Source organism: Winslowiella toletana (assembly GCF_017875465.1).
GTDB lineage: Bacteria > Pseudomonadota > Gammaproteobacteria > Enterobacterales > Enterobacteriaceae > Erwinia > Erwinia toletana.
This window is the reverse complement of the sequence record NZ_JAGGMQ010000001.1, coordinates 4259835-4274255: the sequence shown is the minus strand read 5'-3', so window position 1 is coordinate 4274255 and position 14421 is coordinate 4259835. Positions and strand designations below refer to the sequence as shown.

At 48.5% G+C, this 14421-nt stretch carries 14 protein-coding genes; 12 read left to right on the top strand and 2 right to left on the bottom strand.

What is annotated here, in order from left to right:
* Positions 1–222 precede the first annotated feature (222 nt).
* The 11 genes from J2125_RS19950 (at position 223) to J2125_RS19900 (ending at position 13240) form a co-directional block, all read left to right on the top strand.
* Positions 223–4293, top strand: a complete 4071-nt coding sequence (locus J2125_RS19950; protein ID WP_209499529.1) for an NACHT domain-containing protein — start codon at positions 223–225, stop codon at positions 4291–4293.
* Between the two features lie 12 nt (positions 4294–4305).
* Positions 4306–5919, top strand: coding sequence for an LA2681 family HEPN domain-containing protein (locus tag J2125_RS19945; RefSeq protein ID WP_017802568.1), 1614 nt, complete (start codon positions 4306–4308; stop codon positions 5917–5919).
* Positions 5920–6172: 253 nt separating this feature from the next.
* The gene (locus J2125_RS19940; protein ID WP_071590533.1) at positions 6173–6487 is read left to right on the top strand and encodes an integrative conjugative element protein, RAQPRD family; all 315 of its coding nucleotides are present in this window, start codon (positions 6173–6175) and stop codon (positions 6485–6487) included.
* Positions 6480–6713 carry a TIGR03758 family integrating conjugative element protein gene (locus J2125_RS19935; protein ID WP_017802565.1) on the top strand — a complete coding sequence of 78 codons (234 nt, stop codon included), beginning with the start codon at positions 6480–6482 and terminating at the stop codon, positions 6711–6713. Before J2125_RS19940 ends, J2125_RS19935 begins: the two co-directional genes overlap by 8 nt.
* A gap of 11 nt (positions 6714–6724) precedes the next feature.
* Positions 6725–7054 carry a TIGR03745 family integrating conjugative element membrane protein gene (locus J2125_RS19930; RefSeq protein ID WP_026111899.1) on the top strand — a complete coding sequence of 110 codons (330 nt, stop codon included), beginning with the start codon at positions 6725–6727 and terminating at the stop codon, positions 7052–7054.
* 1 nt (position 7055) lies between these two features.
* The gene (locus tag J2125_RS19925) at positions 7056–7409 is read left to right on the top strand and encodes a TIGR03750 family conjugal transfer protein (protein ID WP_017802563.1); all 354 of its coding nucleotides are present in this window, start codon (positions 7056–7058) and stop codon (positions 7407–7409) included.
* A complete protein-coding gene (locus J2125_RS19920; RefSeq protein WP_017802562.1) occupies positions 7406–8074 on the top strand; it encodes a PFL_4703 family integrating conjugative element protein in 669 nt (222 codons plus the stop codon). The genes J2125_RS19925 and J2125_RS19920 overlap by 4 nt, the downstream gene beginning before the upstream one ends.
* Positions 8071–8859 (top strand): TIGR03749 family integrating conjugative element protein, encoded by a 789-nt coding sequence (locus J2125_RS19915; RefSeq protein WP_017802561.1) that lies wholly within the window; start codon positions 8071–8073, stop codon positions 8857–8859. Before J2125_RS19920 ends, J2125_RS19915 begins: the two co-directional genes overlap by 4 nt.
* Complete coding sequence (locus J2125_RS19910; protein WP_017802560.1) at positions 8859–10205, top strand: TIGR03752 family integrating conjugative element protein; 1347 nt, start codon at positions 8859–8861, stop codon at positions 10203–10205. Before J2125_RS19915 ends, J2125_RS19910 begins: the two co-directional genes overlap by 1 nt.
* The gene (locus J2125_RS19905) at positions 10205–10585 is read left to right on the top strand and encodes a TIGR03751 family conjugal transfer lipoprotein (RefSeq protein ID WP_017802559.1); all 381 of its coding nucleotides are present in this window, start codon (positions 10205–10207) and stop codon (positions 10583–10585) included. The genes J2125_RS19910 and J2125_RS19905 overlap by 1 nt, the downstream gene beginning before the upstream one ends.
* Entirely contained in the window at positions 10586–13240 is a 2655-nt protein-coding gene (locus tag J2125_RS19900; RefSeq protein WP_017802558.1) for a conjugative transfer ATPase, read from the top strand.
* Here the strand turns inward: J2125_RS19900 and J2125_RS19895 are convergent.
* Both J2125_RS19895 and J2125_RS19890 read right to left on the bottom strand, forming a co-directional pair.
* Positions 13234–13521 carry a helix-turn-helix domain-containing protein gene (locus tag J2125_RS19895; protein ID WP_017802557.1) on the bottom strand — a complete coding sequence of 96 codons (288 nt, stop codon included), beginning with the start codon at positions 13519–13521 and terminating at the stop codon, positions 13234–13236. The two genes, J2125_RS19900 and J2125_RS19895, sit on opposite strands and share 7 nt — an antisense overlap.
* Before the next feature lie 141 nt (positions 13522–13662).
* The gene (locus J2125_RS19890) at positions 13663–13950 is read right to left on the bottom strand and encodes a helix-turn-helix domain-containing protein (protein ID WP_017802556.1); all 288 of its coding nucleotides are present in this window, start codon (positions 13948–13950) and stop codon (positions 13663–13665) included.
* A 170-nt stretch (positions 13951–14120) separates the two neighbouring features.
* Here J2125_RS19890 and J2125_RS19885 point away from each other — a divergent pair, with 170 nt between their 5' ends.
* Positions 14121–14414, top strand: coding sequence for a helix-turn-helix domain-containing protein (locus J2125_RS19885; RefSeq protein WP_071590532.1), 294 nt, complete (start codon positions 14121–14123; stop codon positions 14412–14414).
* Positions 14415–14421: the final 7 nt, after the last annotated feature.

The following is a 14421-nucleotide window of genomic DNA, read 5'->3' as shown; positions in this document are numbered from 1 at the left end:
GTCATCCCGGATTCCATCAATGTTTGAATGGTATCAGCACTCGACGTCCTAGCAGCCAGTTCTGCTCACTATGAGTCTGTCATGTAAACCAAAACGTGACATCATAGCAATCATGGTGGGTTAGATGGTTTACTGTATCGGCTGAAAGTCTATGATAAATTTGGAGTAAAACCTACCATACAGATTTGGTAAAACAAAAATAGATACTCAGGAACCTATAGAATGCTAACCAGGCAAGTCAGGCAAATCTATCCTCAACAGGATAAAGGTACCCAAACGGTGGTATTTAGTGATTATTCTCACTTTCCAAACATTGTTCTGCTTGGTGATCCTGGTGCTGGAAAAACGCACCTCTTCAAACAGTTTGCGGCATTGCAAGAGGCAAAATATCTGACAGTACGTCACTTCTTAAGTGGCGTACCTATTGATAATCAGAAAACGTTATTCATCGATGCATTAGATGAGAAGAGGAGTGCCAGTAACAGTAGTGACGTTGTAGATGACATCGTCCGTAGGCTTTTTTCCCAAACGCCACAAAATGTCAGAATTTCTTGTCGCTCTCAGGATTGGTTAGGCGAATCAGACTTGTCAGCATTTTTACCCTATTTTGAGCAGACGGGAGGCTATGTTGTTTTACATTTGCAGCCGCTCTCAAAAGAAGAGCAAACTGCAATTCTACAAGCGAATGGTGTAGAACACCCCGAAGCGTTTCTGGCTGAAGCAGAAAAACATGACGCCAGCGAATTTCTTTACAACCCACAAAATCTAATAATGCTGGCTGAAGCCGTTAAAGAAGGAAACTGGCCCCGTACAAGATCTGAACTTTTCCACTCTGCGACACAGTTCCTTTTAACTGAACATAGCCAAGAACATACGCGGCTAACTTCAGGAATTTATACCTGCGACGAGTTAGAGTATCCTGCAGGATCAATTTGCGCGTTGCGCATATTGAGTAATGTTTCCGGGGTTTCTCTGCTTCTGAACGATATCCGACCAGAATACCCCAGTTACAGAACCATCTCGTTCTTCTCACATGAAATAATTAGAGCGGCGTTATCGAGGCGGGTTTTTTCTGCCGGAGATGAGCTTGAGACTGTTGAGTACAGCCACAGGACAATTGCTGAGTATTTAGCGGCAAAATGGTTAGCCGGGATCGTTGACAAAGGGCTACCCATGGGACGTTTGAGAAGTATGCTGGGATTTGAGGGTTATCCGTCTTCAGAATTGAGAGGTTTACACGCATGGCTAGCGGTCTTTTTACCGCAATACGCCCAGGTATTCATTGAAGCCGATCCTTACGGCGTTCTGACCTATGGCGATGCAGCTTCATTACCGACAGCGGAAAAACAAAATCTACTGGTGGCGCTGTCAAAACTATCAGAACGTGATCCCTGGTTTAGAAATCACGGTCTCAATTCATATCTGAATGGCTTCGCGACGGTAGAAATGGAAGCTCTATTGCGACAGATAGTCCGCGATCCTCATTCGTCATTTTCTCTGCGGATGATCGTTTTGGAATCCTTATCGGTGGCAACACCGATAGTCGCACTGAGTGATGACTTAATTAAAATTGCCAAATCGGAGGATTCATCGTATGCGGAAAAAGAGGAAGCAATAACGGCATTAATCCATTTTGGAGCGTCTGGCCAGAAATTTTCGGTACGTTTTTTTGCGGAGTTAAAAGACAAAAATCACGATAGCATCCGGTTGCGTAACCATATCATTCAGTTGCTTTATAAAGATTACTTTACACCGCAGGATATAGCACAACTGCTGATTGATACATTAAACATAACCAGTGAGCGATTACCGATAGGCGCGTTATGGCGGCTGAATACTATTGTACCGGCAGCTGATCTACTCGCTATCTTTGAGCATCTCGATCGGTACCACACCGCTCACAGTAAAGACTGGTATTCTTCAGCTAAAAATCATTATGAGATTGTGCATTTTCTGGAAGCTGGATTATTGCAGATACTGGGCGAGAAGAATGGTTACAGCGCATCTCAGATATGGTTGTGCCTAAAAACGTTCTATAGCTACTCCCATAATCACCACTATCGCGGTTATGACAATGTGCAGAAATCTATCGTTCAGGAGATAAAAAATCGCAGCTGGAAATATGAAGATATTATAGACGCCGCCATTCTTTCATTTACACGCTATGATACTCATTACTTGTTCTTACATGAATTTGGTGGAAGCACCTTCTATCTTATTCCTGATGAGATTTTGCTGGCACGTTTTATCCACTATTTATCCCATGCTGAAGCTAGTTCACATAAAACTGAATGTATTTATCGACTGACATTTGCGGTCCTTTACCGATGTGCCAAGCAATCCCAAGAGACGTTTGAATTTCTTTCCGCGTACTGCCATTTAAATGTAAAGTTGACTACTGTATTTGAGACTTCCATCTTCTGCGAGATTGACGATTGGCGAGTAAAACATAATCTTAGCCAAATAGCGTATGAGAAAGAACGAAACGCGGCGCGTTATGAAGATAGGCACAGTTTCGAGTTATATCGTCAGGAAATTGTATCGGGCCAACATTTGGAGTGGCTCAAACACATTTCCTATATTTACTATTCGAAATACAGCGATGTTGATGACAAATTGACGCCAGTGCAGCGCTGTGCAGACATATTAGGTGCCGAAAACGTCACTGATGCGATATCCGGTCTTTTAGCGATTTTAAATCGTTCAGATCTGCCCACAATTGACGAGGTGAATTGTGCTTTGCTGAAGAGGGAGTATTACAAATGGTGGTATGCGGTACTGGCAGGAAGTGATGAGTTATTTAAAAAACATCCTGATGTTACACAATGGAACGAAGATTTATTAACAACGCTATTGGCTCTGGATGTTATATTAGCACTTTTCACCAAAGACAGTAATGTTGTAAGTGATTATTCATTACCGTGGAAAAGGGATGTGATACTTAACAAAACAGCATTTTTCATCAAAACCTATTACCACATTATCAATTTCTGCATTAATAATCAGTTGCATGATATCCGTGCACTTAACTATCTGTTAAATGATACCTGCATTCCAATCGACTATACCGTTCCTTTAGTTATGAGACTAGCTAAAGAGCACCCTGATGATGTTCTCCACTTACAAAACCTGGTGGGGTGGTTGTTAGCGCACCCTGAGAGTCATGCAAAGTTGTTGCAGTTATCTGAGTTGATGATAGCGCAACCCTCAAAACTTAAAAAGCCAAGTTATCAAATTTGGCTGGTATGTACTTATTTATTCGCTCCAGACCAGCGTCAGGATCTATTTTTATCTGAATCAAAATCCGCGCCGGAAATGATAGCACTTATTCGTCAACTATCAGGTAAGGCGAAAAGAGGTCGTGGGAGTAGTGAGCTACGTTTATCACTAACACAATTGGAAGCGATCATCACTGTCTCTGCTACTCATTTTCCTAATGCAGACCGCGTTGCAAGTAACGACTCTAACTCAGCAAACAATTGGGAGTATGCTGATTTTATCAAAAGATTGATTGATGACGTTTCTTCTTTTTCCTTATACGATGCCGGTGAAGTATTTGAACGTTTATTATTACTGCCAGAATGTACAAGTTACCGGGATTATCTCTTACACGCCCAAAGCAACCAGAAGGTGCGGTATCGGGAATCACAGTTTCAACACACTAACTGGAAGAAAGCGTTGAATACGCTGAAAAATCAGACCCCAGCTAATGTAATGGATCTCTATGCGTTATTGTTAGATCATTTGCGGGATATCGCTAACCGAATTACTTATGAAAATACCGATATTTATAAACAGTTCTGGAATGAGAATGGCAATGGTCAAATTTTAGTGCCTAAGCCTGAAGAGAGCTGTCGGAATTTTTTTCTGGAGCTGCTTAGAGCACGACTCCATCCGTTACAAATAATCTGTGAGCCAGAAGGCCACATGGTTTCGGGTAAAAGGGCTGATATCATCATTTCACTTCCAGGAATAAAGATCCCCATTGAGATAAAGCGTGATTATCACCGGGACGTTTGGAGCGCGCTTAACGAGCAACTGGACCAACTTTATACTACCAATCCCGATGCCGCAGGCTACGGCATCTATCTGGTCTTCTGGTTTGGTGCTTCTCGACCAAACGCTATCCCTCGCGCGGCGAAAGACACGCCACCCCCAGTAAACGCCGCGACAATGGAGGGCATTCTTAATGAAGCTGTGCCAATGGTTAAGCGAGGCCGCCTGTCCGCGATAGTAATTGACGTATCAGGTGAGGCTAATTCGACTGTTGAAACGCAAAAATCATCTAAGTAAGGAAAGTGAATCATGATTACAAAAGAACTTGTAGATGAAAGTCTCAATATTCACCGACTGGTTGATTGTGGTGATTTTGATCTGGCATATCAGCAATCCGTTGTATTTCTCGAAAAACTGGAAAAGATAAAGGTCAAAGGCGATAATTATTTTATAGTGCTGGGGAATGTGGCTGGTGGTCTTGTAGATATTGGGCAAATGAGCAAGCATAAAAATGCAGCAGAGCTTGGTATTAAGCTGATGGATAATAATAAGGAAGCATTAGCGCTTGTACAAGGAGAGAGCCATTTTTATTATAATTATGCTAATGCCTTGTCTAATAAGATAAGTGTCGATAATCCTCACGACCACACATTCCAGTCAATAGAAGAACTTGTTTCGTTAAAAAACATCTACTGGCGAGCCTTTATGTTCTGCTCGCAAGAGAGCGAAGAGTTTCAGGCGGAACTGTCCGTTAATCTGGCCAATTCGTTAAGAAGTCAATTTAGGCTGAGTGAGGCACTTAGATATTATGATCTCACTAATCGCAAGGGATTAGATATACCACAGTCTTGGGTCAATCGTTCTGCCGCGCTCATTGAGCTAAACCTTGTTTCATCTTCATACTCCATTATGCAATTGAAGGAAATACGAAAAGGTTATATTAATGCATCTGTTTCCAAAAAAATTCCTCCACAATGGGAATCATTCTATCTTGGGCGTATAGCACAAACAAACGATAAAATACAAAAATGTGTATCAGCAGAAGGCGAAACGGACGAGCATGATGACATGCTCACACAACAGGAGTTTGGCGCATTGAGTGCATATAGGCAATTCTGCCTTGTAAATCATCTGACACTGTCCGAGCACGGTCTTTATTGCCCCTGCGTGGGGAGTGCCACCGATAATCTTGTCATCTCTTCCTCCGGTGGTGTAACCGGTGATTTTATTGTTCCTATGGAGATGGCGCTAAACCGCTTTAAATCGGAGTTTTCACTCGCCCGCCATCTCTATTTTGATTACCTTTATCCTCAGGATACGGATGCTATAAAAGAAGAATGCCATTTTCTGGAGTTACATAATGACGAGATCTTAGGCATTGATATTGAGAAGATCAGAACGGCATTTCGTCTTTGCTTTGGTATTCTCGATAAGATTGCGGTGTGTATCTGTGAACTTCACAAAGTTTATCCACCTGCAAAGAAGGGCGGGTTACAGAAAAATATCTATTTTCAAAGCTTCTGGCAGTTAGACGTTGATAACAGAAGACAACGGTTTGAAGATATAAAGTCACCTGGACTTTTAGCATTGTACAGCATTGCTACTGACCTGAATAAAAATAAAGGTGGCGAATTGGCTTTTTATAAAGAGTGGCGCAATGGTCTAGAACATAAATTTTTGGTAGTACACAAAAGTGATAAAGCAGAAGATCTTTACCAGTCTTATAAATTGATTAAAGATATTCTTTTTATCAAAGAGGATGAGTTTATTCACCATTTCGGTCAGTTGATTCAGATCACCCGTTCAGCAATATTTTCATTTGCTTTTATGGTTAGACATGAAGGTAAGAAACAAAAAAAAGACAATATTCCTTATATTACCAATGAACTGCATATGAAAAAGTATTCGTCAGAACCTAAGTAAAAGGCAGCAAGCGAAGCGCTATGTAAACACCCCTGCAAAATTACCCATCCACTATTAGAGAGTCTTTGGCACTCCAGCTTCCGCTTTTGGCACAAAGCCGACTGTCAAATCAGGTTTAGCTCAAAGTGGGACCAGGTGAAGGCGTTCAATCCCCCCCTAATAAATTCTCCCACCCCGACAACGAATTTCCTGCTGCCAAAATCCCGATCAACTCCCATGCTAACCCCCTGTTCGGGCTCAGTGGGGTAAGGTTATGCGTATCAGGATATTGATGTGGGTATTACTAAGCCACTCCTGCCTGTCGTCTGCCGCCGACAGCACTGAGTCCGAACAGCTTGCCCTTGCCCTCAGGCAGCTGGACCATATTGAAAACACCCTTGAGCGCGCTGAACAGGGAGCCGACAGCGCACCGGAAGCCAGATATTTCTTCGATTATCGTAAAGCACATCGGGATATTGGCATTATCCGTCAGGGTATACAGCATTACCTGATACCGGCACGCGCACAGCCACGAACACCGCAAGAACTGAACGCCCAATTCCGTCTGGAGCACACGTCTCATGAGTGATGAGCAAATTAACGCGTTCAGGGCCGGAAGCCTTACAGATCCGCAGGCCGTTAATCTGCTGATGCTGAGCTTGTTCTGCGCCACGCTATTGCTATGGAGTAGCTGGGCACTGATAAGTGCTTACCGGGGGGTTGCCAGCCATCGGCTGAGCTGGCGTGAGCTTGGTGGAATGGCGGCCAGAACGCTGCTGCTGTTGCTGGTGAGTTTCTTGCTGGTGCTGAGTTAACGAGGTGGTAAATGCGCCTGTCACGATTCACGTCTTACCCAATCTGGCTTCATACCGCCTTCGCATATGCCGATTTGCCACATATGGAAGATCCTTCCCGGGGTAAAGGCAGAGGCACTATCGAAACTATCCGCAACTATGGCTATGACATCGTTATTCTGCTGGCGCTGGGTATTTGCGCCGTTGGTTTTCTGGTAGTGGCAAATAACTGTGTTGCCACCTACTCCGAGATCCAGCACGGCAAAAAGCAGTGGAAAGATCTGGGTGCCATGGCAGGTGTCGGCACCATGCTGCTGGTGATTATCATCTGGCTACTGAATGAGGCTACGGAAATTCTCTGATATGGCTACCATCAACTTTCTTCCTGACCGCCTCAACCGCGAACCCACTGTGTTCCGCGGGCTGACCGTTACCGAACTGATGATGGCACTTGCGGCTGGGCTGATGGCAGGTGCAGTGGCGGGTACGCTGCTGACACTGTTTAGCGGGCACTGGCCGCTAATTCCCACATCTATGCTGGCCTGCGCCGCGCTCTGTGTTCAGTCGGGAGGAAGATGGCTGGCGCGGCTTAAACGCGGACGCCCCGACAGCTGGCTCTACCAGGCCCTCGCCGCCTGGCTGGCACAGCACGGGCTGGGGGACCGGCAGTTAATGATTAACAGCGATGTCTGGGTTATCCGCCGGAGCCTGAAATGAGCCAGTTCCGTCATGCGCTGGCAGAGCGCGATTCCCATCTGAAGTCCCTTAAAATCGCGCTGATGGTGCAGAGCATAATTATTGCCGGGATGGGATACGGCTGGTACTCCGCTCCGCAACACCTCACCGTTTACCTCCCTCCCGATCTGCGTAGCGGCAGCACCCAGCCATGGTGGCTAATCCCGCCCGCCAGCGTTTATGCCTTCACTGTGTACCTGTTCCAGCAGCTTAATCGCTGGCCTGCCAATGGCGAAGCTGACTATGCCCGCAATATTCACCGCTTGCAGGCCTATATCACACCGTCCTGCCTGGCATGGCTGAATAAGGACTATCAGTTGCGTAAAGAGGGTGGCGAGTTACGTGATCGGGTACGTGGAGTGTATGAAATTCCCGATCACGGGTTTGGCGACAGCATTCGCACCGCACAGGGAAAGACGGTAAACCGCGTTCAGGTTCTCAGCCGGGACAGCTGGCGCGTAATGCTTGATGTTGCCGTCGATGAATATCTGCATAACGAGCCGGTGAAGCGGGTTCTGGTGCGTTATCCGTTAAAGGTAGTGCGCTATGCCATCGATGCGGAAAAGAATCCGTGGGGACTGGCGATAGACTGCTTTGCGGGCGCGCCGCAGCATCTGGTGGCGGATACACCGCTGGAGCCGTTATGAAAATAGTCATTCTGTTCGCGCTGTTAATCAGCACACCAGTATTCGCCACCGAAATCCTGCAATGGGAGCGAGTGCCGATTCCGGTGGCGCTGGTAACCGGTCAGGAAAGATTAATACAGACCGACAGACAGTTTAAGGTGGGTTATCCCGCTTCGCTCGACGGCAAGCTGCGCATTCAGAGCGCTGACGGCATGCTGTATCTGCTCGCCTCTAAAAGTTTCCCGTCAGCTCGCCTGCAACTGCGTGATATTAATAACGGCGAACTGGTACTGCTGGATATCAGTGCCAGTGATAAACAGCAGTCACTGGAGCCTTTGCGTCTGGTATTTACCTCTACTGCTGGATCAACAGCGTCGCCACCATCATCCAGCTCTTCGGCTGAACCGCTGGTGGTGTTATTAGTGCGATATGCCGCGCAAAGCCTCTATGCTCCGCTACGCACGGTGGAGAGTTTACCGGGCGTCAGCATGATACCGCCCCATCTGCCGCACACTGTTACTACCCTTTTGCCGAATATGCCGGTGCGCACCTCACCGCTGATGGCATGGCGCGTTGATTCAACTACTGTTACCGCCGTCCTGCTCAAAAACCAGAGCGTGTGCCGTCTGGTTGTTGATCCACGCGATCTGCAGGGCCAGTTCTATGCTGCTGCTTTCCAGCATGACACGCTGGAACCTGCGGGGAGTGACGGCGATACCACCGTGGTTTATCTGGTGACGCAGCATGGTGACCTTTCTCAGGCGATTCTTCCTGAGCCCACCGGCACCAGGGAGGTTAAGCCATAATGCGTATCAGCGGACTGTTAAAAATTGGGGTGCCACTGCTGATACTGCTGACCACGCTGTTGGTTGTGCGGCACTTCAACCGGCAGTCAGCCACACATAGCAGCTCAAATAGCGTCGCGGATCTGACTCCTCAGCAGTTACACGATCTTGGCATCGATGGAGATTCTCCTGCCGATACGCTTGCCACACTGGTGGCCCAGATGAAGCAATATCGTCAGGCATTGCAGCAGATCGCCAGCGCCAGTCAGTCTCAGCAGGAAGAAAACCGGCGTCTGCGTGAACAGCAACAGACGCTGGAAACACGCTTAAATAACACCGTGCATGATAATCAGGTCGAACTGAAAACCGAGCTGGACAGACACCAGCAGGGTTTGCTGGATAAACTTGAAGATGAGATCCACGGTTTATCCGCGACCAAAAGCAAAAATAATGATAGCGATATCCCCGCGGATCTTGGCCTGCCCCCCGGTGAACTGCCTTCCGGCGTGGAAGATGAAGTGCGCTGGGTCGCCCCCCTGGACGCGCCAGCGGATAAAACTACACGCGTAAATCTGCCGGTTGAGTTTGGTCATGCCACAGAGATTAATTCGGCAACAAACAGGCACAGTGATCTTCTCCCTGCCGACAAACCCGTTTATACCCTGCCCGAAAATGCCACGCTGATAGGTTCAGTGGCGATGACCGCCCTGATCGGTCGTATTCCGGTAAACGGTAGCGTCAGCGATCCCTACCCGTTCAAAATTCTGATTGGCAGCAGCAACCTGACGGCCAATGGCATCGAATTGCCGGATGTGACCGGTGCGGTTATCTCCGGCACCGCGTCCGGTGACTGGACGCTGTCATGCGTACGCGGGCAGATACACTCGGTCACCTTTGTGTTTAATGACGGCACCATACGTACCGTTCCGGACCGCAAAAATAGCAGCGACTCAGCCAGTGATATTGGCTGGCTGTCAGATGAACAGGGACTTCCCTGCGTTCCCGGCGCGCGGAAGAGTAATACCGCGCAGTATCTCAGCTCACAGTTTTTGCTGTCAGGATCCAGCGCTGCCGCGCAGGCTTTTGCCAACAGCCAGAACACCACCGCCGTTGAAGGCGGCAATCTTGTCAGCGCGGTAACCGGTAATAACGGCAAGTACGTGCTGGGGCAGGCACTGGGTGGCGGCCTGAAAGATACCGCTGACTGGATGAAGCAGCACTTTGGGCAGAGTTTTGATGCCATCTATGTGCCGCCCGGCCACCGGGTTGCGGTGCATATCAGTCAGCCGCTGGCCATTGATTACGCACCAGCGGGGCGTAAGGTGAAATACGCCACCGCAGATAAGCAAGGTGGAGAACTCGACTGATGAAAAGATTAACAATTCTCCCACTGGTGTTGCTCAGCGCCTGTAGTACCTCACAACAACAGATGATGCCGGTCGACAAGGACACCACCATGCTAAAACTGTGGCAACAGCAAAGCGGCGGCACGCAGTTACTGCTGGATAGCCGTTCTCTGTTGCGCCGCACACCGGCGCAAGTATCCGACCAGCGAAGCTACAGCCGTAACGCCACTAATGAAATCCACCAGCTATTTCCCCGTCTGCCAGACCCGGATATGGTGCTGTATATCTTCCCGCATCTGGCAGGGAACCGCACTACACCGGTACCCGGCTACAGCACCGTATTCCCCTTCTATTCCCATACCCAGTATGCCTTACCGGGGGAGCGCGAGGCGCCGTTGTGAATGCGCTACGTCGAACGCACCGGACGCTACAGCGAGCGGCTCCGCAGGCAAGACGAGATCAGAGGTCCCTCGTTTGTCGATCATCTGCCATGGGTGGAATTCTTACCGGAAAGCCAGGCGCTTTTGCTGGAAGATGGCCGTTCAGTCGGAGCCGTCTATGAACTGATACCGGTGGCAACTGAAGGACGCTCAGTTGCCTGGCTGGAGAATGTCAGAGACCGGATAGCCGATGCTTTGCAGGACAGTTTTGATGAAGACGATAAAGCGCCTTGGGTAGTACAGTTTTTCTGTCAGGATGAAGATGATGCAGATAGCTGGCTGGCACAACTCAGTGAGTATGCTGTCGCTGAAGCTAAAAACACTGACTTCACCCGCGAGTGGCTGGCGCAGATGCAGCGCCATCTTAATAATCTTAGCCGACCAGAGGGTCTGTTTTTAGATAACACCGTCACCCGTACCCGCTGGCGAGCAAGGTGGCGACGCACCCGAATGGTGATTTATCGCTGGTTGCCTTCAGCACCTTCGTCATCACTCCCGCCCGAGATGGCACTCAATCATATCTGTGAGCGCATTATCAGCGTATTGAAAAGCGCCGGCATCACGGCTTTACGCCAGAACGAGCAGGATATTCATCGCTGGCTGCTTAAATGGTTTAACCCCGCCCCCGTTTTGCTGCCAGATAAAAAGCAGGTCTACCGAACGCTGGATTTAGCCGACGCAACGGTATTAACAGATTTTGCTGAGCGATTATTGCTTAGTGAACCCCGTTCAGACAGTTCAGCTGGCGTATGGTGGCTGGATAGTCAGCCGCATAAAGTGGTTGTCGTCGACCGCCTGCGTCGCGTGCCTCAGCCCAGCTTACTGACCGGTGAAACGTCGCGCGGCGAAGGAACCAATGCCCTGTTTGATCTGTTGCCGCCGGGTTCAATATTGAGTATGACGGTGGTCATCCATCCACAGGATTTGCTGGAGGATCATCTTAACCTGCTGGCAAACCGTGCGATCGGTGAAAACATCGATTCTGAATACACCCGGCGCGACTGTCAGGAAGTAAAACACTATCTGCATCAGGGCCATAAGCTTTATCGCAGTGCTCTGGCGTTTTATCTTACCGCCAGCGACTTACCCACCCTGCGCCAGAATCAGTATCAACTCAACAGCACATTACTTAACGCCGGGCTGGTGCCGGTGCAGGAAAACCATGAGGTGGCACCACTCAGCGCCTGGCTGCGCTGGTTACCGATGTGCTTCGATCCCTCCCGCGATAAGCGCGCCCTGTATACCCGTTTTAACTTTGTGCAACATCTTGCCAGCCTGGCGCCGCTATGGGGGCGTGAGACCGGCACTGGCAATCCGGGCATCAGCTACTTTAATCGAGGTGGCGCACCACTGTGCTTCGACCCGTTAAACAAACTGGACCGCGCTAAAAATGGTCATCTGCTGCTGCTCGGCCCCACCGGTGCCGGTAAATCAGCCACCCTGAATGCAAAAATCGCCCAGCTGTTAGCGCTGCATCGTCCACGGCTGTTTATTGTCGAAGCTGGCAACTCATTTGGTCTGATCGCACAGTACGCCGGGCGCTATGGGCTAAGCGTCAACAGAATCAGCCTGCATCCAGGCAGTGGCGTTACCCTCCCTCTGTTTGCTGATGCCTGGCGACTGGTGGCAGAAAATATCGTTAGCGGCGAGCTGCCTGACAGTGATGAACAGGATGATAATGACGAGCAGCGGGATATCCTCGGAGAAATGGAGATTACCGCAAGGCTGATGATTACCGGTGGTGAGCACAAGGAAGACGCACGGCTGACCCGCCCTGACCGGGCAATGATCCGGCAGGCCATTATCGCGGCGGCAAATATCTGCCACCAGCAGCAGCGACAGACGCTGACGCAGGACGTCCGCGAGGCTTTATTTGTCATCGCTAAGGATGAAACACTCCCTGCCCCACGCCGCAACCGGGCTTATGAGATGGCAGAATCCATTAACCTGTTTTGTTCGGGGTTTGAAGGTGAGCTGTTTAACCGCGAAGGACAAATCTGGCCGGAAGCGGATATCACGCTGGTAGACCTGGCGACCTTTGCGCGTGAAGGCTATGAAGCGCAGTTAGCCATTGCCTATATTTCACTGATTAACCATATTAATAATCTGGGCGAACGGGATCAGCATCTGGCACGTGCCATCGTTAATATCACCGATGAGGCGCATATCATTACCGTTAACCCGTTGCTGGCTAAGTTCCTGGCTAAAGGCTCCAAGATGTGGCGCAAGCTGGGCATCTGGCTGTGGCTGGCTACCCAGAATCTGGCAGATTTTCCGGATGAAGCTAAGAAGCTGCTGAATATGATCGAGTGGTGGGAACTGCTGGTGATGCCGGAAGAGGAAATTGCGCAGGTTTGCCGCTTTAAAGCGCTGACTGAAGAACAGCGGTTGCTGCTGCAATCCGCACGTAAATCGCCGGGGCAATATACCGAGGGTGTCGTGCTGTCATCTAAAACAGAAGGCCTGTTTCGGGTAGTGCCCCCTCCTTTGTACCTTGCACTGGCGATGACCGAGAAGCATGAAAAGGCCGAGCGTTATGCACTGATGCAGGCGCTGGGGATTAGTGAACTGGATGCAGCGATAATCATTGCTGAAAAGATTGAACAGTCCTATTGAGGCAAGATCACAATCCCGGCGCCAGGATTATTTTTTTTGTAACGATGGTATTGAAGTATCATCGCGGCGAGATCTTCATCAACCGCATAAAACCAGGCTTCCGGAACATCCAGCACCACTGCGAACTTGCAGACAAGCTTGAAATCGGGAGCGTGAGTTCCCCTTTCATACTGGCTTATCCGGGTACTTGCGGACTCACCATCCATACCTGCGCGACGTCCCAGTTCACTCTGCGTCAGGTTTGCATTTACTCTTGCCAGCCTGAGTCGTTTACCAATCATTGTTCAGCCTTCCATGCTTATATGACAGTGCATGTGATTATCAGCTAAATGGCATAATTATTTTAAATATTTTTTAAGAATTTATGTTACTCATCACGTAAGGCTCCACTGTCTATATGAAAAATAATGGCTTGGCCAGATCTACCTGGGAATCAACATAACAAAGCTTTCGGGTCTCTCTTTTTTGAACCGGTGATATTGCAGGATCAATGAAGCCAGATCGTCATCCTCTGCATAGAAGTAAGCCCCGGGGACATCTAAAACCAGTGCAAATTGACGGACAATGGCAAAACTTGGCTCGCTGATTTCCCTTTCATATTGGCTGACCCGGGAGCTGGCAGTTTCCTCATCTATTCCAGCTTTGCTTCCCAATTCAGCTTGCGTCAACTTCATATTGACTCTGGCCAGTTTCAAACGTTTTCCAATCACTTAACCACCTTATTGAAGGACATATCTTTATTTTATTATCAATCCAGAGTGGCAAGAATATCTTAAATAAAATATTTAATAAAAGAAGTAAAACTTCAAATTTATCTTTTTATTCGCCGATTTTAGATTTAATATTTACCTGTTGAAGTTAAACTTAACAGGAGATAATTATGAGAAGAGTTAAATATTATCAGAGCAAGGATTGGCATCCAGCAGACATAGTGGCAGCGATAAAAAAAAGTGGAACAACACTAAGTGCAATATCAAGGGGCGCCGGGCTTGCATCACCTACATTATACAACGCGCTTACGCGCCCCTGGCCCAGAGGGGAGTGGCTGATTGCAAACGCCCTGGCAATACATCCCTCTGAGATCTGGCCCAGCCGCTACGCTAAGGCTTCGGAACCGAGGGTACCCAGAGTTCCATTTTTGCCCATAATTAAAAAACCGGCAGATAAACAATGAGCAGGTT

Excerpts from the sequence above, each read along its gene's own strand:
- J2125_RS19920 (WP_017802562.1), top strand. The coding sequence starts at position 7,406 with ATGAGCCAGTTCCGTCATGCGCTGGCAGAGCGCGATTCCCATCTGAAG.
- J2125_RS19940 (WP_071590533.1), top strand. The coding sequence starts at position 6,173 with ATGCGTATCAGGATATTGATGTGGGTATTACTAAGCCACTCCTGCCTG.
- J2125_RS19895 (WP_017802557.1), bottom strand. The coding sequence starts at position 13,521 with ATGATTGGTAAACGACTCAGGCTGGCAAGAGTAAATGCAAACCTGACG.
- J2125_RS19930 (WP_026111899.1), top strand. The coding sequence starts at position 6,725 with ATGCGCCTGTCACGATTCACGTCTTACCCAATCTGGCTTCATACCGCC.
- J2125_RS19900 (WP_017802558.1), top strand. The coding sequence starts at position 10,586 with ATGCGCTACGTCGAACGCACCGGACGCTACAGCGAGCGGCTCCGCAGG.
- J2125_RS19945 (WP_017802568.1), top strand. The coding sequence starts at position 4,306 with ATGATTACAAAAGAACTTGTAGATGAAAGTCTCAATATTCACCGACTG.
- J2125_RS19885 (WP_071590532.1), top strand. The coding sequence starts at position 14,121 with ATGAGAAGAGTTAAATATTATCAGAGCAAGGATTGGCATCCAGCAGAC.
- J2125_RS19910 (WP_017802560.1), top strand. The coding sequence starts at position 8,859 with ATGCGTATCAGCGGACTGTTAAAAATTGGGGTGCCACTGCTGATACTG.
- J2125_RS19915 (WP_017802561.1), top strand. The coding sequence starts at position 8,071 with ATGAAAATAGTCATTCTGTTCGCGCTGTTAATCAGCACACCAGTATTC.
- J2125_RS19925 (WP_017802563.1), top strand. The coding sequence starts at position 7,056 with ATGGCTACCATCAACTTTCTTCCTGACCGCCTCAACCGCGAACCCACT.
- J2125_RS19935 (WP_017802565.1), top strand. The coding sequence starts at position 6,480 with ATGAGTGATGAGCAAATTAACGCGTTCAGGGCCGGAAGCCTTACAGAT.
- J2125_RS19905 (WP_017802559.1), top strand. The coding sequence starts at position 10,205 with ATGAAAAGATTAACAATTCTCCCACTGGTGTTGCTCAGCGCCTGTAGT.
- J2125_RS19950 (WP_209499529.1), top strand. The coding sequence starts at position 223 with ATGCTAACCAGGCAAGTCAGGCAAATCTATCCTCAACAGGATAAAGGT.